We start from the raw sequence: 20,529 nt of genomic DNA, 5'->3' as shown, positions 1-20,529 counted from the left end.
CACTGGAAAGAGGCACTTTTCGTGCGTAAGAACATCAAGATCACCGTGACCGCCGCCGCCCTCGGCGCCCTCGCCCTCGGCCTCACCGCCTGCGGCACCTCCTCCGACCCGGGCGCCAAGAGCGACGGCGCCAAGGCCGACACCTCCAAGCCGCTCGTCGTCGCCGCGTCCCCGACGCCGCACGCTGACATCCTGGGCTTCGTCCAGAAGAACCTGGCGAAGAAGGCCGGCCTCGAGCTGGAGGTCAAGGAGTTCACGGACTACGTCCTGCCGAACACCGCCACCGAGACCGGCCAGGTCGACGCCAACTTCTTCCAGCACCAGCCGTACCTCGACGACTTCAACGCGAAGAAGAACACCCACCTCGTCCCCGTCGGCACCGTCCACCTGGAGCCCCTCGGCCTCTACTCCAAGAAGGTCAAGGACCTCAAGGACATCAAGGCCGGACAGACCGTCGCCGTCCCCAACGACACCACCAACGAGGGCCGCGCCCTCCAGCTCCTCGCCGAGAACGGCCTCATCACCCTCAAGGACGGTGTCGGCTCCAGCGCCAAGCTGAGCGACATCACCGACAAGAAGGGGCTGGAGTTCAAGGAGCTGGAGGCCGCCACCGTGCCCCGCGCGCTGAACGACGTGGACGCCGCCGTCATCAACGGCAACTACGCCATCGAGGCCGACCTCAAGCCCGCCAAGGACGCCCTGGTGCTGGAGAAGGCCGACGGCAACCCGTACGCCAACATCATCGCCGTGAAGAAGGGCAACGAGAAGGACGCCCGCGTCCAGAAGCTCCTGGAGCTCCTGCACTCCGACGAGGTCAAGAAGTTCATCGAGGACACCTACCAGGGCTCGGTCGTCCCGGCCTTCGGGACCGCCGCCAAGTCCTGACCACCGCACCGCACTTGCCCGACGAGCCCCGCGCACCCCACCAGGGAGGCGCGGGGCTCCGGCGTTCCGACCCGACCATGCGCGACACCTGGCCGATGCTGCATGCTGTGCCTTTAACGGTCTTCGGCATGGAGCTGCGCATGACTTCCACCTTTCCGGACATCTCCATCAGCACGGACCGGTTGGTGCTGCGCCCCTTCGACATGGTGGACCTCCCCGCGTACATCGAGATGATGAACGACGAGATGGTCACCGCCTGGACCGACGCCCCCCACCCCTACACCCGGATCGACGCCGAACGGTGGGTCCGCAGGATCGCCCCAGCCCGGCGCACCGCGGGCGACGGCATCGTGCTCGCCGTCACCGAGTTCCTCACCCAGCGGCTCGTCGGCTCGGTCCGGCTCCACCGCACCGACTGGCGCACCCTCGCCACCGAGGGCTCCTACATCACCGCCCCCTGGGCCCGGGGCGAGGGATACGCCACCGAGGCCATGCTGGCGGTGGCCCAGTGGCTCTTCCGCGACCAGGGCTTCGAGCGCCTCGAACTGCGCACCGCGGCCGACAACACCGCCGCGCAGCAGGTCGCCCAGAAGCTCGGCTGCATCAGCGAGGGCGTCCTGCGCAACGCACGCATAGCGCGGAGCCGGACCGACAACGGCACCGACGGCGGCTGGACCGACATCAGGACCGACCTCATCGTCTGGGGGCTGCTCCCCGAGGACCTCGAAGGCGTGGCCGAGCAGCTCGCCGACGCGAGCGGCTACGGCAGCTACAACGACTGGAACTGACCCTCCGAAGGGCCCGGGGCGCCAAGCCGGTACGGACCGGGTAATGTCACCCTGCCCGCCCCTCCCCACCACCCCCGCCTGCGACGACTCCAGGAGACTGACGACACATGGCCGATCGGGTCACCGTGATCGGCTGGGACGGCTCGCCCCTGACGGAAGCGGCCGCGGCAGCCCTCTCGGCCGCCACGCTCGTCGCCGGAGCCGCCCACCACCTCGAACTCCCCGAGGTCCCGGCGAACGCCGAACGCATCCGCCTGGGCTCCATCGACCTCGCCGCCCGCCGGATCGCCGGCCACCGGGGCAGCGCCGTGGTGCTCGCCGACGGCGACCCCGGCTACTTCGGCGTCGTCCGCACCCTCCGCGCCCCCGAGCACGGGCTGGAGGTCGAGGTCGTCCCGGCCGTGTCCTCCGTCGCCGCCGCGTTCGCCCGCGCGGGCATGCCGTGGGAGGACGCCCGCACGGTCGTCGCCCACCCCCGCACCCTGCGCCGCGCCGTCAACGTCTGCCGCGCCCACCACAAGGTCGCCGTCCTCACCTCGCCCGGCGCCGGTCCCGCCGAACTGGCCCTGCTCCTCGAAGGCGTCCACCGCACCTTCGTCATCTGCGAGGAACTCGGCACCGCCCGCGAGCAGGTCACCGTCGTCACCTCCGACAAGGCCGCCGACCACGTCTGGCGCGACCCCAACGTCGTGATCGTCCTCGGCGGCGGCTCCGAACCCCCGGCCACCGGTGCCTGGATCTCCGGCCGCCGCCCCGGCCACCCGCACGGTGTACGCGGCTGGGCGCTGCCCGCCGAGGCGTACCCGGACGGCACGGGGGACGGCGAGGGCGGGGCCCCCGGGCTGCGCGCCGCCCAGTTGGCCCGCCTCGGCCCCCGCACCGGCGACCTCCTCTGGGACATCGGCTCCGGCGGCGGCGCCCTGGCCGTGGAGGCGGCCCGCTTCGGCGCGGCGGTCCTGGCGGTCGACAGCGACCCCGCGGCCTGCGCCCGCACCGCGGCCGCCGCCCGGGCCCACGGCGTCCAGCTCCAGGTCGTCGAGGGCCGGGCACCCCATGTGCTGGAGCGGCTGCCGGAACCGGACATCGTACGGATCGGGGGCGGCGGGGTGCCCGTCGTCACCGCCGTCACCGACCGGCGCCCGGAACGCGTCGTGACCCACGCCTCGACGCGGGACGAGGCCGAGGCGCTCGGCGCCGCCCTCGCCGCGAACGGCTACACCGTCCGCTGCTCACTGCTCCAGTCCGTCGAACTCGACACGACCGCCTGGTCGGAACGGGAACGCGCGGTCGTGTTCCTCCTCTCGGGCCTGCGCTCGGACCTGCGCCCGGACCTCTGAGCCGGGCGGTGTGCGGCGCGAGGTAGGCTGGCGGATTGTTGTACCGCGCCCGGACGTTCGTCGCTTCGTTCGTCAATGTCCGGAAAAGGGGACTGTTTTGGTTCCGGCTGTGGTACGGCGGAACCGGGGGACGCGCGACGTGGCGCAGTCCACAGCGGGCCGTGGCGAAATGGGCTGCCGCGGCGGCGAATGGCCGCGAGAATGCAGTATGTCCGCGACCGTTTCGTGCCGCGCGGCGAGCCCGCTCGTTCTTGTTGACGAGCACCGGCCCGCCGTGTTCGGGCGTCCCGGGCGAAGGGCCGAAGAAGACTGACGAATGGGCGAGGGGTACGCATGAGTGACACCGGCCAGATCCCGGGTGAGGGACTGCCGGAGAACGCAGGCACGGTGGAGCAGCCGGGCGTCGCCGCCCCGGAGGCGTACGCCTACCTCGCTCCCTCCGAGCATGTCGTCGAGGACGACGACGTTCTCCTGATGCCGAGCCCCCAGGGCGGATGGAGCGACCCGCAGCCCGTCCCGGCCCCGGTGTACCCCGAGGGCGTCGCCGCCCAGGCCCCGCCCGTGGCACAGCCCTACGCGCAGCCGGCCGGCGAGCCCCTCGCCCAGGAGCCCGTTCCCGCGCCGGAGCCCGCCCCGCAGCCGGTCGCGGAGCCGCTGCCGGTGCCCGGCCAGGGCACCCACGAGTCCGGCGGCCGTGACTCCGGATCGGTCGACCTGAGCGGCGTACGCATGCCGGAGCCCGCCCCCGCCCCGGCCCCCGCTCCGGCGGCCCAGGTCCCGCCGCAGGCACCGGCGCGCCGGCCGTTGCACCGCGGCCCGGTCGCGGCGGACGGATCGCCGACGTACGGCGGTACGCCGACCGGTGGTGTGGTGCGCTCGCTCGCCGACCGGGGGCCCGCGGGCGCTCCGAGGGCGCGTACCCGTGTCCGTGCCCAGGCTCCGGTCGCCCAGGCCCCGGCCCCAGCCGCCCCGGCCGCCCCGGCGCCGGTCGCCACGGGCCCGGAGTACTTCGAGGCACCGGTCGAGGATGCCTCGCAGCTGCCGCAGCCGGGGGAGTTCGTGCCGCAGGGCGGCACCCCGTGGGCGGCCCAGGCGCCTGCCGTGGCCGGGACCCCGGCACCGCAGCCGGAGGCCGTACCGGCCGTGGCGGAGCCGGTCGCCCCGGAACCGGTGGCCGAGACGGTGGAGGCCGTGGCACAGCCCGTGGCCGAACCGGTCGTGGAGGCGGCGGCCGAAGCGGTGGCCGAACCGGCCCCGGCGGAGGTCGAGCCCGCTCCGGTGGCGGAGCCGCAGGCCGAGGCCCCGGTCGTCGAGCCCGTGGTGACCGAGCCGATGGCCGCCGAGGCCGTACCGGTTGCACCCGTCGCTCCGGTCGCTCAGGCCGTGGAGCCGGAGCCGGTGGTGGACGAGGCGGTCGCCGAGGCGCCTGCCGAGGCCGTGGTGGCCCAGGACATCGCCGAGCCCGTTCCCGCGGAGCAGGCCGTGCCCGTGGACGGCCCGGTGGCCGTGGATCCGCACCCCGCCCCGGAGGCCGTCGAGGAGCCCGTCGTGGAACCGGCCGCCGAGGTGGAGGCCGAGGCCGTGCCCGCTTCCGAGGCTCCGGAGACCCCCTCGGTTCCCGAGACCCCCGAGGTTTCCGTGGCTTCGGAGACCGCTGAGCCCGAGACCGAGCCCGAGCGTGTTCCGTTCGTCATGGAGCCCGTGCGGCCCGCCCAGCCGGAGGCCGTCGAGCCCGTCGCGGTTGCCGAGCCCGCCGAGCCCGTTGCGGAGGCCGCCCCCGCCGGAGCCCCGGAACCGGCCCCCGTACCCGCTCCCGCGCCCGAGGTACCGGTCGCGGCCGGGCCGGAACCGGCGGCCGTCGAGATCCCGGACGCCCCGGAGGCCGCCGACGCGCCCGGCACGGGCGACGCGGAAGCGGCCGGTCCCGCCGAGGAGCCGGAACCGGCCCCCGCCGAGCAGCCCGAGGCCGCGCCCGCCGCCTCCGTACAGCCGGAAGCCCGGCCCGAGGAGCCCGCGGTCGCGGAGCCCGAGGAGTCCGCGGAGCCCGAGGCCCCCGCCGGTCCGCCCGCCCCCGGCTACGACGACGCCGAGCGCGAGGCGGTGCTCCGGGTCATGCGCGAGCGCCGTGACATCCGTAACGGCTTCCGCAGCGACCCCATCCCGCACGAGGTCCTGCTCCGCGTCCTCGAAGCCGCGCACACCGCGCCCAGCGTCGGCCACTCCCAGCCCTGGGACTTCGTCGTCATCCGTTCCGCGGAGACCCGCCGCTCCATGCACGAACTGGCCCAGCGCCAGCGCGACGCCTACGCCAAGTCGCTGCCCAAGGGCCGGGCCAAGCAGTTCAAGGAACTGAAGATCGAGGCCATCCTCGACACCCCGGTGAACATCGTCGTCACCGCCGACCCCACCCGGGGCGGCCGCCACACCCTCGGCCGGCACACCCAGCCGCAGATGGCCCCGTACTCCTCCGCGCTCGCCGTCGAGAACCTCTGGCTCGCCGCCCGCGCCGAGGGGCTCGGCGTCGGCTGGGTCAGCTTTTTCGACGAGCGGGAGATGGTCCGCGCCCTGGGCCTGCCCGAACACCTCGAGGTCGTCGCGTATCTCTGCGTCGGTTACGTCGACGAGTTCCCCGAGGAGCCCGAGCTGATGCAGGCGGGCTGGTCCAAGCGGCGCCCGCTGTCCTGGGTCGTCCACGAGGAGACGTACGGCCGCCGCGCCCTGCCCGGCGAGGAGCCGCACGACCTGCTCCAGGAGACCATCGCCAACATCCGCCCGCTGGACGCCAAGGCGCTCGGCGAGGCGTGGGAGCGCCAGAAGCGGATGACCAAGCCGGCCGGGGCGCTCGGCATGCTGGAGATCATCTCCGCGCAGCTTTCCGGGCTCTCCCGCGTCTGCCCGCCGCCGATCCCCGAGCCCGCGGCCGTCGCGATCTTCGCGGGCGACCACGGGGTGCACGCCCAGGGCGTCACGGCCTGGCCGCAGGAGGTCACCGGCCAGATGGTCGCCAACTTCCTGGGCGGCGGCGCGGTCTGCAACGCCTTCGCCTCCCAGGTCGGCGCCGAGGTCTGCGTGGTCGACGTCGGCGTGGCGATGGAACTGCCCGCGACGCCCGGCCTGCTGCCCCGCAAGGTCCGTGCCGGAACGGCCGACTTCACGACCGGCCCCGCGCTCACCCGCGAAGAGGTCCTCGCCGCGATCGAGGTCGGTATCGAGACCGCGCGCGACCTGGTCGCGGCCGGCAACAAGGGCCTGCTCACCGGTGAGATGGGCATCGCCAACACCACCGCGTCGGCCGCGCTGATCAGCGTCTACACCGGCATGGACCCGGCCGAGGTGACCGGGCGAGGCACCGGCATCAACGACGAGATGCACGCCCGCAAGGTCGACGTGGTCCGCCGCGCCCTCGACCTCCACCAGCCCGACCCGACCGATCCGATCGGGGTGCTGGCCGCGGTCGGCGGCCTGGAGCACGCCGCGATGGCCGGGTTCCTGCTCGGTGGCGCGTCGCTCCGTACGCCGGTGATCCTCGACGGCGTCAGCGCGGGCGCGGCGGCCCTGGTCGCGCGGGCGATCGCCCCCGAGGCCCTGTCCGCCTGCATCGCGGGCCACCGCAGCGCCGAGCCCGGCCATGTCGCCGCGCTCAACAAGCTGGGCCTGCGTCCGCTGGTCGACCTCGACCTCCGCCTCGGCGAGGGCACCGGCGCGCTGCTGGCCCTGCCGATCGTGCAGAGCGCCGCACGGGCGATGCACGAGGTGGCGACCTTCGATTCGGCCGGCGTCACCGAGAAGTAACGAACCGCCAACCGGAAGCGACGCACCGCGACCGGGACCGCCGCACCCGGCCCGGACCGTACGCCCCACGGCGTCCGGTCCGGGCCGGACGGCCGTCGGGGGCCGCCCGGCCCTCCCGTCCCGTGGACCGGCGCACCCCGTATCGTGGCCTCACGCTCCACAAAACCGCACGTCACCGCCGCTCCACCGTCGCAGCGGCCCGCATCCCGCATCGCACGAGGAGTCCGCACCGCCATGGCCGAGCACGCCGAGCACGCCGATCACCCCGCGTACCCCGTCGGACTCCGCCTGAGCGGGCGCCGCGTCGTCGTCATCGGCGGCGGCCAGGTCGCGCAGCGCCGCCTCCCGGCACTCATCGCGGCGGGCGCCGACATCACCCTCGTATCGCCGTCCGCGACCCCGTCCGTCGAGGCGATGGCCGACGCCGGGGAGATCCGCTGGGAGCGCCGCCGCTACCGGGACGGCGACCTCGCCGACACCTGGTACGCGCTCGTCGCCTCCGACGACGACACGGCCAACGAGGCCGCCTCCGCCGAGGCCGAGCGCACCCGCACCTGGTGCGTACGGAGCGACGACGCCGACGTCGCCACCGCCTGGACCCCGGCCACCGGCCGCAGCGAGGGCGTCACCGTCGCCGTCCTCTCCACCGACGCCCGGGGCCGCGACCCGCGCCACTCCGCCGCCGTCCGCGACGCCATCGTCGAGGGACTCCGCGACGGCAGGATCGCCGCCCCCCACCACCGCGCCCGGTCGGTCCCCGGCGTCTCCCTGGTCGGCGGCGGCCCCGGCGACCCCGACCTGATCACCGTGCGCGGCCGCCGGCTGCTCGCCGAGGCCGACGTCGTCATCGCCGACCGGCTCGGCCCGCGCGACCTCCTCGACGAACTGCCGCCGCACGTCGAGGTGATCGACGCGGCGAAGATCCCGTACGGGCGCTTCATGGCCCAGGAGGCGATCAACCAGGCGCTCATCGAGCACGCCAGGGCCGGCAAGGCCGTCGTACGGCTCAAGGGCGGCGACCCGTTCGTCTTCGGGCGGGGCATGGAGGAGGCGCAGGCGCTCGCCGCCGAGGGCATCGCCTGCACCGTCGTCCCCGGCATCTCCAGCTCGATCTCCGTGCCCGGCGCCGCCGGAATCCCCGTCACCCACCGCGGCGTCGCCCACGAGTTCACCGTCGTCAGCGGCCATGTCGCCCCCGACGACCCGCGCTCGCTGGTCGACTGGGCGGCGCTCGCCCGGCTCCGCGGCACCCTGGTCCTGCTGATGGCCGTCGACAAGATCGGCCCCATCGCGAAGGCCCTCATAGAGCACGGAAAGTCCCCGCGGACACCGGTCGCCCTCGTCCAGGAAGGCACCACGGCCGCCCAGCGCCGCGTCGACGCCACCCTCGCGACCGCGGCCGAACGGGCCGCCGCCGAGGACGTACGCCCCCCGGCCGTCATCGTCATCGGCGACGTCGTCGCGGTCGGCGCCGACACCGCCCCGCTCCCTGCCGAGTGACCACCCGCGCCCCTCAGAGTAACCAGCGGTAACAGAACTTCTCCCGAGCCGTTGGCACCGCACACCGGACAAGGCAGTATCGAACCCGTGGCTGATCTCATCACCGTCGACGACCCCGACGACCCCCGCCTGAGCGACTACACCGGACTCACCGACGTCGAACTCCGCCGCAGGCGGGAACCCGCGGAGGGCCTCTTCATCGCCGAGGGCGAGAAGGTGATCAGACGGGCCAGGCACGCCGGGTACGAGATGCGCTCGATGCTGCTTTCGGCGAAGTGGGTCGACCTGATGCGGGACGTCATCGACGAGGTCCCGGCCCCGGTCTACGCGGTCAGCCCCGAGCTCGCCGAGCGCGTCACCGGCTACCACGTCCACCGCGGCGCCCTCGCCTCGATGCAGCGCAAGCCCCTGCCGGCCGTCGACGCGCTGCTGACCGGGACGGACGGCGACGACCGCGCGGTCCGGCGCGTCGCCGTCTTCGAGGACATCGTCGACCACGCCAACCTGGGCGCCGCCTTCCGCAACGCGGCGGCCCTCGGCATCGACGCGGTGCTCCTCACCCCGCGCTGCGCCGACCCCCTCTACCGGCGATCCGTGAAGGTCTCGATGGGCGGTGTCTTCCAGGTGCCGTGGACCCGCCTGGACTCCTGGCCCAGGGACGTCGAGGTGCTGCGCGCCGCGGACTTCACGCTCGCCGCCCTCTGCCTGAGCGAACGGGCGATCACCCTCGACGAGCTCGCCGCCCGCGACCACGAGCGGCTCGCGCTGGTCTTCGGTACGGAAGGCGCGGGCCTCGCCCCCGGAACCCTCGCCGCGGTCGACGAGCACGTCCGCATCCCGATGGACGCGGGCGTCGACTCCCTCAACGTGGCCGCCGCCTCCGCCGTCGCCTTCTACGCCACCCGGCCGTCCGCCGCCTGACCCCGGACCGCACCTTTCCCGCCCCGGGGTCAACCGATCGGCCGACCCCGGGGTCGGCCGGTCCGCCCGGCACGAGGAGCCGGTATGCCGACGGGGCGGGGGACCCCCCGGCCGCACTCTTGATCAGAACGGGACGGCAGGAGCCGGCGGGTTCGGACGCCGGATCGCCGGGCGGACGGAGCCGCACCCCGCACCCAGAAGCAGGAGTGAGGCCAGTGACCGCAGTGAAGCACGCCAGGAAGACCTCGACGCGGACGCGCGTCGTCATTGGCGGCACGGTGGCCGGCGCCGTCGCCCTCGGCACGTTCGCCGTGGTCAATGCCAACGCCGGGTCCGCCGGGGCCACCGCCGTCGTCGCCGACGCGGTGGGCGGCAACCTCCAGGAGAGCACGCACCTGACGCTGGAGGCGGCGACGAGGGCCGCGCAGGCGACGCTGGACGCGGCGAAGAAGGAGAACCAGCGGGTCTCGGTCGCCGTCGTGGACCGGAACGGGAACACGATCCTCACCCTGCGCGGCGACGGTGCGGGCCCGCAGGCGTACGAGTCGGCGGTGAAGAAGGCGTACACCGCCGTCTCCTGGAATGCCCCGACCTCCGAGCTGGCCAAGCGCCTGGCCAACGCCCCGACTCTCAAGGACATCCCGGGCACCCTCTTCCTCGCCGGCGGTGCCCCGGTCACCGCCAAGGGTGCCCCGATCGCCGCCATCGGCGTCGCCGGAGCCCCCTCCGGCGACCTCGACGAGAAGTTCGCCCAGGCCGGCGTCGCCACGCTGGGCGAGTAGCGGGCGGAGGAAGCGACCCCGGGACCGTGGCCCGGGGCCCCTACTGACGCAGGCTGTGCGTCGTCCCGTTGCCGGAAGGGGCGACGCCCATGCCCCGGGCCGGTCCCTGGCAGCCCTGGGCCACCGCGATACCGAGCGCCACCAGCAGCGTCACCACGACGAAGACGAAGAGCCGCTGGCGCAGCAGCCGCGGATTGGCCGGGCGCAGCCCCGACGACGTGGGACGGTTCCCGGTCCGGGGCCCCGGGCGGCCGTTCGCCCCGGCCGTGCCCTGCGGACGCCGCCCCGACCGGGTGGTGTCGCGCGGCTGCTGCTGCCGGGGCGGGCGCGAACCGCCGGTCCGGGGAGCACCGGCCCGCGACGACGGGCCGGGCCGGCCCCCCTGCGACAGCGGCTGCTTCTGCTTCTGCGGGCGGGAGGCGGGCGGCGCCGACCGGCGCGTCTGCTGTTCGGTGTACGGGCCGTCCATCCGGCCGGTCGGCCGGTCCAGCTCCCGCGCCGAACGCTGCGCCGGGGGCCGGCTCTCGTGCAGCCCCTGGGCCTCGCGCGCCGCGATCTCCTTGAGCCGCATGGAGAGTTGCAGCGTGCTCGGCCGCTCCTCGGGGTCCTTCGCCAGACAGGCCCGCACCAGCGGCGCGAGCGCGTCGTGCACCTCGTGCAGATGGGGCTCCTCATGCACGACGCGGTACAGCATCACCTCGGAACTGCCGTGCCCGAACGGCGAGTCCGCCGTGGCCGCGTACGCCAGCGTGGCCCCCAGCGCGAACACGTCGGTCGCCGGGGTCACGGCAGCGCCCCGCACCTGCTCGGGCGCGAGGAACCCCGGCGAACCCACCGCCGTACCGACATGGGTCAGGGTGGAGGCTCCGGTCGCCCAGGCGATCCCGAAGTCGATGATCCGCGGGCCCTTGGGGGAGAGGAGGATGTTCGACGGCTTCAGGTCGCGGTGGACCACCCCCGCCTCGTGCACCGCCACCAGGCCCTCCGAGAGAGCGGCCCCGATCGCGGCCACCTCGGCCGCCGACAGCGGACCCTCCTCGGCCACCTTGTCGTGCAACGAGGGCCCCGGAACGTACTGCGTGGCGAACCACGGCCGGTCCGCCTCCAGGTCCGCCGCCACCAGCCGCGCCGTGCAGCCGCCCCGGATCCGCCGGGCGGCGGACACCTCGCGCGCGAAGCGGGAGCGGAACTCCTGGTCCTCCGCCAGGTCCGGGCGGATCACCTTCAGCGCCACCCGCTGGCCCCGCCGGTCCGAACCCAGGTAGACGACACCCATGCCGCCCGCCCCGAGCCGCCGGTGCAGCCTGAACGAACCGACGACACGCGGGTCCTCGCGCCGGAGCCGCATCATCGCCATGTCTGCCCATCCCCGCTGCCTGGTCCGCCTGACGAGGCACAGCTTACGTACCCGGCGCCCGGGGCGCTCAGAGGCCGCGCCCTCGCCCGCCGATCGATTGTCGGTACCCGGCCCGGCCGCTGACGGGGCGGACGACGGCCACCGCGCCGAAGCCCCGGCACGGTGCGGGCCCAAGGGGGCGGCGGCACACGGCGGTTGGCGCCCCGACACCCCAGCCCGCACGCGCCGCCGGAATCCCCGCCCCACCGTCCGACGCCTCCGCGCGCACCGCACCGGGGCGGGCCGGCGCCGTACGGGCGGCGGAAGGGTGAGTGACATCACGGCCACCGCAGCCGTCCCGCCGGTCAACGGTTCGGGCACCCCGCCGAGTTCGCCGTACCCCTCCGGGATCTCCCCCGGCCCGGCCGTACCGGTCTCCACCCAGGGGAGTACGCCGACGGGTCGGGGCTCATCCTCTCGTAGGCCCGGCAATCGGTACGCGGGCATGACGCCCCCTCCGCCGCGCTTCCCTAGTGTGGGACGCGAGCGGTGGGTACAGAAACTCGTTCCCCGAGGTCACACGCCCGCCGCTCCCCAACGAGTCAGGAGAGGAACCATGGCGGACACGGCGGCACGGACCACCATCCGCGCGGCACGCGGGGCGCGCGCCCCGCTCGCCGTCCGGCCCGCGGCCGGCACGCGTCACCCGCTGGTGGCGACGGCGATGGTTCTTCCCCTGGCGGCCCTGCTCGTGGTCGTCTTCGGCGGCTGGGACGCAGTGGTCACACAGGCGTCGTCCGTGGGCGTGATGCTGGGGCGCTGAGCGGCGCCCCGGGTCCGGAAGAGCGGTCCGGACCGGGACATCCGGCCAACAACCCCGTGGGGACGGGGGTGCGTCGGGCGGCAGCGTTTGTCCGGTCAGCTGGGGAGCTGACCGGACATCGCGCTGTCCGGGCCCGTCCGCGTCCCACACGCGAGCGACGGCGGGTCCACCGGGAACGCACTTCCCCTCCACGCCCCGCGTACGCTCGTCGGCGGACCCGGCACGGACCGGGCCGTACCGTCCGCCACCGGGGGAGACCGTGACCACCGCAGTCGTACGCGCTCTCGGCGCCCTCGCCCACCGGGCCGCCCACGCGCACCCCGAGGAGCCCTGCGCCTGCCCGCCCCCGCTGGTGCTCGCCGACCGCGCGGACGGCACGGTGGTCCGCAGCGGCCCCGTCGTCGCCAAGGCCCACGCCCCCGGCACGGACGGCCCAGGGCTGACCGGCCGGATGGCCCTCGCCTCCGACCCCCGCCTGGCCGGGGTCCTCCTCGCCCCTCTGGAACCCCGGCCCGCAGCCCTGCCCGCCCCGCTCCACGACCGCCCCGTCACCCTGTGGCCGCACGGCGACCCGGTCGACCCGGACGATCCCGACGCCGCCCCCTGGGCGGAGGCCGCCGCGCTGCTGGCTGTCCTGCACCGGACCCCCGCCCCGCCCGGCCTCGCCCTTCCTCCGATGCGCGGCCCCGCCAAGGCGGCGCGGGCGGTGGCCCGGATGCGCGCCGCCCGCCCGGACGATCCTGCCGCCGCCCCGGTCCTCGCCGCCTGGCACCGGCTGCCGCCCTGGGCCCGGGGCGAAGCCGCCCCGCCCGCGCACCGCGGCCGCTTCCTGTGCCACGGCGACCTCCACCTCGGCCAGCTCGTCCGCCACCCGGCCCCGCCCGGCCCCTGGCGGCTCATCGACATCGACGACGCCGGTCTCGGCGACCCCGCCTGGGACCTCGCCCGGCCCGCCGCCTGGTACGCGGCCGGAATCCTGCCGCCCGACGTCTGGCACCGCTTCCTCGACGGCTACCGGGCGGCCGGCGGGCCCGCGGTGCGCCCCGGGGGAGACCCGTGGCCGGAGCTGGACGTACCGGCCCGGGCACTGAGCGTGCAGACCGCCGCACTGGCCCTGGCCAAGTCCGCCGCTGAGGGCCGGACTCCGGACGAGGTCGAACAGGCGATGGTCGACGCCTGCGCCCGAATCGCTTCCCTCCCGCCCGAGTTGGGCAACGGGTACCCGTCGTAGGCTGGTCCGACCGCCGACGGGCACGCTGCCCGCCGGTGGAGACCCGACGCGAGGAGTGAACCCGGTCATGCAGTGTCCCAAGTGCCACGCGCAGATGCACACGTACAACCGCAACGGCATACAGATCGAGCAGTGCAGCGGCTGCCGGGGGATCTTCCTCGACTACGGCGAGCTGGAGACCCTCACCCGGATCGAGGCGCAGTGGACGCAGCAGGCCCCGCCCGCACCGCCCGCCCCGCAGGCATACCCGGCGCCCCAGCAGCCCGCCTGGGGCGCCCCTCCGCAGTACCACGGCGGCCACCACGGTGGTCACTACCGCCACAAGAGCTTCGGTCGCATGCTCTTCTCGTCCTGACCGGACCGGTCCGCGGTGGCCGACTCACCGCGGACCGGCAGAAGGCGTGTCCCGAACACGAAAGAGCCCCGGTCGTCGGAACGACCGGGGCTCTCACTGGTGCGCGATACTGGGATTGAACCAGTGACCTCTTCCGTGTCAGGGAAGCGCTCTCCCGCTGAGCTAATCGCGCGGGATGAATCTGCGTGTACTGCGTGCGCGATACTGGGATTGAACCAGTGACCTCTTCCGTGTCAGGGAAGCGCTCTCCCGCTGAGCTAATCGCGCGGGGATCCTTGCGGACCAGTGGACGATACTGGGATTGAACCAGTGACCTCTTCCGTGTCAGGGAAGCGCTCTCCCGCTGAGCTAATCGTCCTTGGAGGTGGAGACGGGATTTGAACCCGTGTAGACGGCTTTGCAGGCCGTTGCCTCGCCTCTCGGCCACTCCACCAGGAGCGGGGGTTCGGGAAGATCCCCCACCTTATGCGAGCGGACGACCAGGTTCGAACTGGCGACCTCAACCTTGGCAAGGTTGCGCTCTACCAACTGAGCTACGTCCGCTTGTCTTTCCCGGTCCGCTTGCGCGTCCCGGCGACGTGTTGAACTCTAGCGGATTCCTGGGCCAGTACAAAAACGCGTTTGCGCAGCGTGCTGAGGTGCGTCCACGCCGGGGCGGGTCGTCGGGGGCCGTCCTAGACTCGACGACGTGCACGACCTTGCTCCGATGGCCCGCTTCGACGGCCTCCACGCCTCCGATCTGCGGGACGTGACCAGTGACCCCGCAGCCCTCGACTCGACCGGCTTCTGGGCGGTGTCCGCCGACTTCGAGGGCCGTCTCGTCTGCGCCCGCTTCGGCTCCGTGCGCCGGGCGGAGGTGCCCGCCCCGGTGCCCGGCGCCTGGCGGGGCCCGGCCGCCGGTGACTGGAGCTCGTCCCTGGACCGCGCCGGGTACGTCGAGGGCGTACGGCGGATCCGCGCGTACATCGCGACGGGCGAGGTCTACCAGGCCAACCTCTGCCGGGTGCTGAGCGCGCCGCTGCCCGACCCGGCCGCCGCCGACGTGGACGCCCTGACCGCGCTGCTCGCCCGCGGCAACCCCGCCCCCTATGCGGGAACGATTCGGCTCCCCGGGCACGGCGTGGAGATCGCCACCGCCTCGCCGGAGCTCTTCCTGCGCCGCGACGGCCGGACCGTCGAGTCGGGGCCGATCAAGGGGACCGGCCGTACCGAGGCCGATCTGCTGGAGAAGGACCACGCGGAGAACGTGATGATCGTCGACCTGGTCCGCAACGACCTGGGCCGGGTCTGCGCCACCGGGTCGGTCACCGTTCCCGACCTCTGCGTGGTCGAGAAGCACCCCGGACTGGTCCACCTCGTCTCCACCGTGCGCGGTGAGCTGGCCGCCGGTACGGGCTGGCCCGAGCTGCTCGCCGCCGCGTTCCCGCCCGGATCGGTCACCGGGGCGCCCAAGTCCAGTGCCCTGCGGATCATCGAGGAGCTGGAGACCGCCCCACGCGGTCCTTACTGCGGGGGGATCGGCTGGGTCGACGCCGACCGCCGCACCGCGTCCCTCGCGGTCGGCATACGCACCTTCTGGATCGACCGGACCGGTCCCGCGCCGCTCCTCCGCTTCGGCACCGGGGCCGGGATCACCTGGGGCTCCGACCCGGAACGCGAGTGGGACGAGACCGAACTCAAGGCGTCCCGGCTCCTCGCGGTAGCGTCGGGTGCCGAGGAATCGACCGGAAGGACCGCGTGATGAGGACATGGGTCAACGGCGCGCTGCGCGACGCCGAGGACGCCCGGGTGTCGGTGCTGGACCACGGGCTCACCGTGGGCGACGGGATCTTCGAGACGGTCAAGACCGTCGACGGCAGGCCGTTCGCCCTCACCCGCCACCTCGACCGGCTGGTCCGCTCGGCCCGGGGCCTCGGCCTGCCCGAGCCCGACCTCGACACGGTCCGCCGCGCCTGCGCCGAGGTCGTCGAGGCCAACCCGATGCCGCTCGGCAGGCTGCGCATCACCTGCACCGGGGGGCTCTCCCCGCTCGGCTCCGACCGGGGAGCCTTCGGCCCCACCCTCGTCGTCGCGCTCGGCGAGGCGTCCCGTCGGCCGGACACCACCGCCGCGATCACCGTCCCCTGGACCCGCAACGAGCGCGGCGCCCTCGCCGGACTGAAGAGCACCTCCTACGCCGAGAACGTCGTCGCCCTCGCCCGGGCCCGCGAGCACGGCGCCTCGGAGGCGCTCTTCGCCAACACGGCCGGCCGGCTCTGCGAAGGCACCGGCTCCAACGTCTTCGTCGTGCTCGACGGGCAGCTGCACACCCCGCCGCTCGCCTCCGGCTGCCTCGCCGGGATCACCCGCGAGCTGGTCGTCGAGTGGACGGGCGCCCAGGAGACCGATCTGCCCCTCGACGTCCTGGAGCGGGCCGAGGAGATCTTCCTGACCTCCTCGCTGCGCGACGTACAGGCCGTCCACCGGGTCGACGGCCGTGAGCTGCCCGGCACACCCGGCCCGGTGACCGCCAAGGCCATGCGGGTCTTCGCCGAGCGGGCCGCCGACGACCTCGACCCGTAAAAGGGGATGACGGGCCGGGGGCCGGCGGATAGAACATCCCTGATGACCACCACCCTCCGGCCGACCGGGCCGATCCAGCAAGGCACCGACGGTGCGAAGAGCCGCGACTACGAGGTGTGCGACAACGGGCGGGCCATCGGCTCCGTCCGCGTCGGCACCGACGCGGGATTCGGCGCCGCCGCCGGTGTACTGAGTTCCCTGACCATCGACGAGGCGAGTCGGCGGCGGGGTCGCGGGACCATCGCCGCCCTCGCCGCCGAGGAGGTGCTGCGCGGCTGGGGCTGCGGCCGGGTCCGCATGGAAGCACCGGAGGGCAACGAGGGCGTCCGGCGCCTGGCCGCCTCCCTCGGCTACACGGAACGCAGCCGCAACATGGCCAAGGAACTCGGCGCCACCGCACCCGCACTCCCCGAGGGGCTCGCGGCCCGGCCCATGACCCCCGCGGAGTTCGAGGCATGGCGGGCCGTCGCCGTCGACGCGTACGCGCAGTCCTGGATCGATCGGGGCGTCCCGGCCGACCAGGCCATGAAGAAGTCCCTGGCCGACCACGCCCGCAACCTCCCGGACGGCCTCGACACCGAGGGCGCCCACCTGCACGTCCTGGTCGACGGCTCCACGGTCGTCGGCCATGTGTGGGTGACGCTGCTCGGGAACGACGACGGCGGGGTGGACGGGTTCGTCTACGACGTCGAGGTGGAGGAGGAGCACCGGGGCCGCGGCCACGGGCGCGCCCTGATGCTCCAGGCGGAGCGCATCGCGCTGGCCGGGGGCGCCCGCGGGATCGCGCTGCACGTCTTCGCCGCCAACACCCCGGCCCTGCGGCTGTACGAGTCGCTCGGTTACCGGACGACCCAGTACAACCTGGTCAAGGAGCTCTGAGGCTCAGCCCCGCCCGGCGAGCAGCCGGTCGGCGATCTCCTCGATCCGGCCGCGCAGCCCGTCCTGGCTCTTGCCGCCGTCCAGTCGCTCGCCGCCGATCACATAGGTCGGGGTGCCGGTGACACCGATCGCCTTGCCCTCGGCCTGGTCGGCGTCGACGATCAGCATGTGGCGCCCGTCGATCAGCGCGGTGTCCATCTCCTCGGCGTCCAGGCCGAGTTCCCGCGCCACCTCGACCAGCAGCGGCTCACCGGTGCGGTCGAGGTCGGCGGTACGGGCGAGGACGGCGTCGACGTACGCCCAGTCCCGGCCCTGGGCGGCGGCCTCCTCGGCGGCCTGGGCGGCGGCGTGGGCGTACCGGTGCTTCTCCAGCGGGAAGTGCCGCAGCCGTACGTCCAGCCGGTCGCCGTACCGGGCCCGCAGGGCGTGCACATCGGTGAGGGCGCGGTGGCAGTCGGGGCACTGGAGATCGCACCAGACGTCGAGGACGATCGGGGTCGCGGGGGTGGAATCGCTCATACGGCCAGTCTCCCAGGGCCCGCGCGAGCCACCCAACCGGCACCCGGTCCACCGCCTCCTCCCCGGCGCTCCGCGTGGCCGGCACCGCACGGAATCGGGACCTGGGGAGGATCCCGGCCCTGAGATGTCCCTGATGCGCCCGTCGATCGTGGCCGCCGTACCGGTCGCCGATGCAGGATGGAAGGGACGTTTCCCCAGCGCCTGGAGGCACCGATGCTTGCCGAGACCATCTGCTCCGCGGTGTCAGCGGCGGGTTTGGGCGTGGCCGCCGTCACCGCCTGGCGGAAGCGTTTCCTCACCGCGACGAGGATCGCCGCCTACTCCCTCGTCCCGATCGGGCTGGTGCTGACCGGGGTGGTGAGCTGGGTCGCCGGGATCGCCTTCAAGCCGGCCGTCTGGCTCGGCTTCGGGCTGCTGGGGCTGGCCTGGCTGCTGTTCATGACCACCCGGGCGATCGAGCGGCGGGCCGGCGGCACCGGCAAGGAACGCCGGGCGGCCGCGCGGGCGGAGCGGGGCCGGGCCGTGGCCCCGGAGTCCTCGGCGCCGTCCCTGGGAGCGGGCGCCTCGAGGGCCCGGCCCGAGGCGGCCCGACAGCGCTCCGCCGATCCGGGCGACGACTTCAGCGACATCGAGGCCATCCTCAAGAAGCACGGCATCTGAGCCCGGTGCCCGTGGGGCTCCCGGGATCCGCCGCCCGGACACCGTCCGTACGATGAGGACACGCCGCGGACCGGGCGCGGCCGAGGCGGCAGTGGGGCGGACGAGTGGCGCGCGTGGCAGGGATCAAGGACGTGGCGCGGCGGGCCGGAGTCTCCGTCGGCACCGTCTCCAACGTGATCAACCGGCCCGAGTCGGTCCTGCCGCGGACCCGGGACAAGGTGCTCGCCGCCATCGAGGAACTGGGCTACGTGCGCAGCGAGTCGGCGCGCCAGCTCCGCGCGGGCCACAGCCGGATCATGGCCCTGCTCGTCCTCGACATGGGCAATCCGTTCTTCGTGGACGTGGCCCGGGGCGCCGAGCGCGCGGCCCGGCGGGCCGGTCTCGGCGTCATGGTCTGCAACAGCGACCAGAGCCCGGCGGAAGAGGCCGAGTACCTCGGGCTCTTCGCCGAACAGCGGGTGTGCGGGGTCCTGATCACCCCGGCCGACGCCACCGGCCGCAATCTGGAGTCCTTCGGCCGCCACCGGATCCCCTTCGTGCTCGTGGACCGGGTGGCGGGGGCGCCCGGGATCTGCGCGGTCTCCGTGGACGACGTCCGGGGCGGTGCCCTGGCCGTCGGCCACCTGCTCGCGGCCGGCCACCGCTCGGTGGCGTACGTCAGCGGGCCGGACGTCCTCTCACAGGTCAGGAACCGGCGCCGGGGCGCCCTGGCGGCGCTGGCCGACGCCGGACTGCCGCCCGGGGCGCTCACCGAGATCCCGTCCGACCGGCTGGACGTGGCGGCGGGCCGGGACGCGGGGGCCCGGCTGCTGGGACTGGTGCCCCGGCCGACCGCGGTGTTCTGCGCCAACGACCTGCTCGCCCTGGGCGTGCTCCAGACCCTCTACGCGGCGGGGGTCGACGTGCCGGGGGAGATCGCCCTCGTCGGCTACGACGACATCGAGTTCGCCGCCGCCGCGGCCGTACCGCTCACCTCGGTCCGCCGGCCCGCGGCGGTGATGGGGCGGATGGCCGCCGAGCTGCTGCTGGAGGAGGCGTACGGCGAGGGCGGCGGTCATGAGCACCGCGAGGTGGTGCTCCAGCCGGAGCTGGTGGTGCGGTCCTCCAGTACGGCACCGCGCTGAGGCGGTACGGAGAGGGCCGGGGCGGGCGCCCGCAGCGCCACGCAACGAGAACCGGGTCATTCCGGGCATGACGTCGAACGACCGCCGAACACCCGTGGACGACTCGGACGCCGGAGCGAATCCGGGGCGCCTGGTAAGGGTGAACTCCCTTGGGCGGCGGGCTTATTGGCCGTCTATAGGGGTGGAGTGGGTCATGATCTTTCCGAGATGGTCGACACCACCCGGGGAGATGTCCCCACACGCCCCGCCGAAGAGCCTCGTGGTTGCCTCTTCGCGCTGTCCCAGCCCCCTTTGATGATCTTCCTCGCGGTCGTCGGCAGCCTGCTGCTGATGGCCGCGGTGCACGATCTCTTCATGCTGTGAGGGGCCGGTCCGTGCGATGAGGGGTCAGCCGGCCGCCTCCTTGCGGCGCGCCCGGTACGCGGCCACGTGCAGACGGTTGCCGCAGGTGCGGCTGGAGCAGTAGCGGCGCGAACGGTTCCGTGACAGATCGACGAAGGCGTACCGGCAGTCCGGTGCCTCGCACCGGCGCAGCCGCTCCAGCTCGCCCGTCACGACGATGAAGGCGAGTGCCATGCCGCAGTCGGCGGCGAAGTGGTCGGCGATGGAGGCGTCGGGCGCGAAGTAGTGCACATGCCAGTCGTACCCGTCGTGGTTGCTGAGCTGCGGCGTCGTGCCGGCGGCGGCGACGAGTGCGTTGACGAGCTCGGCGGCGGTCTTCGTGTCGTCGGTCGCGAAGATCTCGGCGAAGCGGGTCCGTACCTCCCGGACGGCCCGCAGGTCCCGCTCGTCCAGCTCGCCCACGCCGCTGATGCGGTGGCGCCCGGCGAAGTCGTACAGCGCCTCGACATCGGCGAGGCCCTCGCCGTGACCGGTCCGCGGCTGCCCGCCCTCCGGTGGTTCGCTCTCCGGCGCGGTGTTCAGCAGCTCGACCACCGTGTCGAGGGCGATCCTGGTGTCGTGGGGGATCAGCACGCTTACGCTCCCTGCCTCCGGCGGCCGGGTGTCCGCCGATGCGGGCAGACTCTACTGGCT

19 protein-coding genes and 5 tRNA genes are annotated in these 20,529 nt (G+C 74.0%); 16 read left to right on the top strand and 8 right to left on the bottom strand.

Features of this window, described 5'->3' with window-relative positions; translation table 11 throughout:
• The first annotated feature begins 21 nt into the window (after positions 1–21).
• The 7 genes from ACWC97_RS17760 to ACWC97_RS17730 all read left to right on the top strand — a co-directional run bounded on the left by ACWC97_RS17760 (position 22) and on the right by ACWC97_RS17730 (position 10,005).
• A complete protein-coding gene (locus tag ACWC97_RS17760; RefSeq protein ID WP_352277492.1) occupies positions 22–885 on the top strand; it encodes a MetQ/NlpA family ABC transporter substrate-binding protein in 864 nt (287 codons plus the stop codon).
• Between the two features lie 140 nt (positions 886–1,025).
• Complete coding sequence (locus ACWC97_RS17755) at positions 1,026–1,673, top strand: GNAT family N-acetyltransferase (protein WP_352277490.1); 648 nt, start codon at positions 1,026–1,028, stop codon at positions 1,671–1,673.
• A 107-nt stretch (positions 1,674–1,780) separates the two neighbouring features.
• Positions 1,781–3,010 (top strand): precorrin-6y C5,15-methyltransferase (decarboxylating) subunit CbiE, encoded by a 1,230-nt coding sequence (gene cbiE, locus ACWC97_RS17750; RefSeq protein WP_352277488.1) that lies wholly within the window; start codon positions 1,781–1,783, stop codon positions 3,008–3,010.
• 333 nt (positions 3,011–3,343) lie between these two features.
• Entirely contained in the window at positions 3,344–6,802 is a 3,459-nt protein-coding gene (cobT, locus tag ACWC97_RS17745; protein ID WP_450650175.1) for a nicotinate-nucleotide--dimethylbenzimidazole phosphoribosyltransferase, read from the top strand.
• A 234-nt stretch (positions 6,803–7,036) separates the two neighbouring features.
• Positions 7,037–8,302: a uroporphyrinogen-III C-methyltransferase gene (gene cobA, locus ACWC97_RS17740; protein ID WP_352277486.1), complete on the top strand. Its 1,266-nt coding sequence runs from the start codon at positions 7,037–7,039 to the stop codon at positions 8,300–8,302.
• 87 nt (positions 8,303–8,389) lie between these two features.
• Complete coding sequence (locus tag ACWC97_RS17735; RefSeq protein ID WP_352277484.1) at positions 8,390–9,223, top strand: TrmH family RNA methyltransferase; 834 nt, start codon at positions 8,390–8,392, stop codon at positions 9,221–9,223.
• Positions 9,224–9,447: 224 nt separating this feature from the next.
• Positions 9,448–10,005, top strand: coding sequence for a GlcG/HbpS family heme-binding protein (locus tag ACWC97_RS17730; protein WP_450650388.1), 558 nt, complete (start codon positions 9,448–9,450; stop codon positions 10,003–10,005).
• A 40-nt stretch (positions 10,006–10,045) separates the two neighbouring features.
• On the opposite strand, the gene ACWC97_RS17725 is transcribed toward ACWC97_RS17730, so the two are convergent.
• On the bottom strand, positions 10,046–11,362 hold the full coding sequence (locus tag ACWC97_RS17725; protein ID WP_352277482.1) for a protein kinase domain-containing protein: 1,317 nt from the start codon (positions 11,360–11,362) through the stop codon (positions 10,046–10,048).
• 595 nt (positions 11,363–11,957) lie between these two features.
• Between ACWC97_RS17725 and ACWC97_RS17720 the strand changes: the two genes are divergently transcribed.
• From ACWC97_RS17720 to ACWC97_RS17710, 3 genes are all read left to right on the top strand, one after another.
• Entirely contained in the window at positions 11,958–12,164 is a 207-nt protein-coding gene (locus ACWC97_RS17720) for a hypothetical protein (protein WP_352277480.1), read from the top strand.
• Between the two features lie 259 nt (positions 12,165–12,423).
• The gene (locus ACWC97_RS17715) at positions 12,424–13,395 is read left to right on the top strand and encodes a phosphotransferase family protein (protein ID WP_450650171.1); all 972 of its coding nucleotides are present in this window, start codon (positions 12,424–12,426) and stop codon (positions 13,393–13,395) included.
• 67 nt (positions 13,396–13,462) lie between these two features.
• The gene (locus ACWC97_RS17710; RefSeq protein WP_352277477.1) at positions 13,463–13,750 is read left to right on the top strand and encodes a TFIIB-type zinc ribbon-containing protein; all 288 of its coding nucleotides are present in this window, start codon (positions 13,463–13,465) and stop codon (positions 13,748–13,750) included.
• A 97-nt stretch (positions 13,751–13,847) separates the two neighbouring features.
• Here ACWC97_RS17710 and ACWC97_RS17705 read toward each other — a convergent pair.
• The 5 genes from ACWC97_RS17705 to ACWC97_RS17685 form a co-directional block, all read right to left on the bottom strand.
• Positions 13,848–13,922, bottom strand: a tRNA-Val gene (locus tag ACWC97_RS17705).
• Between the two features lie 23 nt (positions 13,923–13,945).
• Positions 13,946–14,017, bottom strand: a tRNA-Val gene (locus ACWC97_RS17700).
• Positions 14,018–14,036: 19 nt separating this feature from the next.
• Positions 14,037–14,108 (bottom strand) — tRNA-Val (locus tag ACWC97_RS17695).
• A 1-nt stretch (position 14,109) separates the two neighbouring features.
• Positions 14,110–14,183: transfer RNA gene (locus tag ACWC97_RS17690), tRNA-Cys, on the bottom strand.
• A gap of 37 nt (positions 14,184–14,220) precedes the next feature.
• Positions 14,221–14,293: transfer RNA gene (locus ACWC97_RS17685), tRNA-Gly, on the bottom strand.
• A 163-nt stretch (positions 14,294–14,456) separates the two neighbouring features.
• On the opposite strand from ACWC97_RS17685, the gene ACWC97_RS17680 reads away from it, so the two are divergent.
• Genes ACWC97_RS17680 through ACWC97_RS17670 form a run of 3 tightly spaced genes read left to right on the top strand, consistent with a single transcriptional unit; the run spans position 14,457 to position 17,191 of the window.
• Positions 14,457–15,491 (top strand): chorismate-binding protein, encoded by a 1,035-nt coding sequence (locus ACWC97_RS17680; protein ID WP_352277603.1) that lies wholly within the window; start codon positions 14,457–14,459, stop codon positions 15,489–15,491.
• Positions 15,491–16,312, top strand: coding sequence for an aminotransferase class IV (locus ACWC97_RS17675; RefSeq protein WP_385210799.1), 822 nt, complete (start codon positions 15,491–15,493; stop codon positions 16,310–16,312). The genes ACWC97_RS17680 and ACWC97_RS17675 overlap by 1 nt, the downstream gene beginning before the upstream one ends.
• Positions 16,313–16,354: 42 nt before the next feature.
• Complete coding sequence (locus tag ACWC97_RS17670) at positions 16,355–17,191, top strand: GNAT family N-acetyltransferase (RefSeq protein ID WP_352277475.1); 837 nt, start codon at positions 16,355–16,357, stop codon at positions 17,189–17,191.
• 3 nt (positions 17,192–17,194) lie between these two features.
• On the opposite strand, the gene ACWC97_RS17665 is transcribed toward ACWC97_RS17670, so the two are convergent.
• Entirely contained in the window at positions 17,195–17,710 is a 516-nt protein-coding gene (locus tag ACWC97_RS17665) for a DsbA family protein (protein ID WP_352277473.1), read from the bottom strand.
• A gap of 213 nt (positions 17,711–17,923) precedes the next feature.
• Here ACWC97_RS17665 and ACWC97_RS17660 point away from each other — a divergent pair, with 213 nt between their 5' ends.
• The 3 genes from ACWC97_RS17660 to ACWC97_RS17650 all read left to right on the top strand — a co-directional run bounded on the left by ACWC97_RS17660 (position 17,924) and on the right by ACWC97_RS17650 (position 19,857).
• On the top strand, positions 17,924–18,370 hold the full coding sequence (locus ACWC97_RS17660; RefSeq protein WP_352277471.1) for a hypothetical protein: 447 nt from the start codon (positions 17,924–17,926) through the stop codon (positions 18,368–18,370).
• A gap of 104 nt (positions 18,371–18,474) precedes the next feature.
• Positions 18,475–19,494: a LacI family DNA-binding transcriptional regulator gene (locus ACWC97_RS17655; protein WP_450650168.1), complete on the top strand. Its 1,020-nt coding sequence runs from the start codon at positions 18,475–18,477 to the stop codon at positions 19,492–19,494.
• Positions 19,495–19,701: 207 nt separating this feature from the next.
• Positions 19,702–19,857, top strand: a complete 156-nt coding sequence (locus ACWC97_RS17650; protein WP_352277468.1) for a hypothetical protein — start codon at positions 19,702–19,704, stop codon at positions 19,855–19,857.
• A gap of 24 nt (positions 19,858–19,881) precedes the next feature.
• Here the strand turns inward: ACWC97_RS17650 and ACWC97_RS17645 are convergent, their stop codons facing one another.
• The gene (locus ACWC97_RS17645; RefSeq protein WP_352277466.1) at positions 19,882–20,469 is read right to left on the bottom strand and encodes a CGNR zinc finger domain-containing protein; all 588 of its coding nucleotides are present in this window, start codon (positions 20,467–20,469) and stop codon (positions 19,882–19,884) included.
• Between the last annotated feature and the right edge of the window lie 60 nt (positions 20,470–20,529).

The organism is Streptomyces sp. NPDC001108, assembly GCF_053598535.1.
This window is presented reverse-complemented; position numbering and strand designations above follow the sequence as displayed.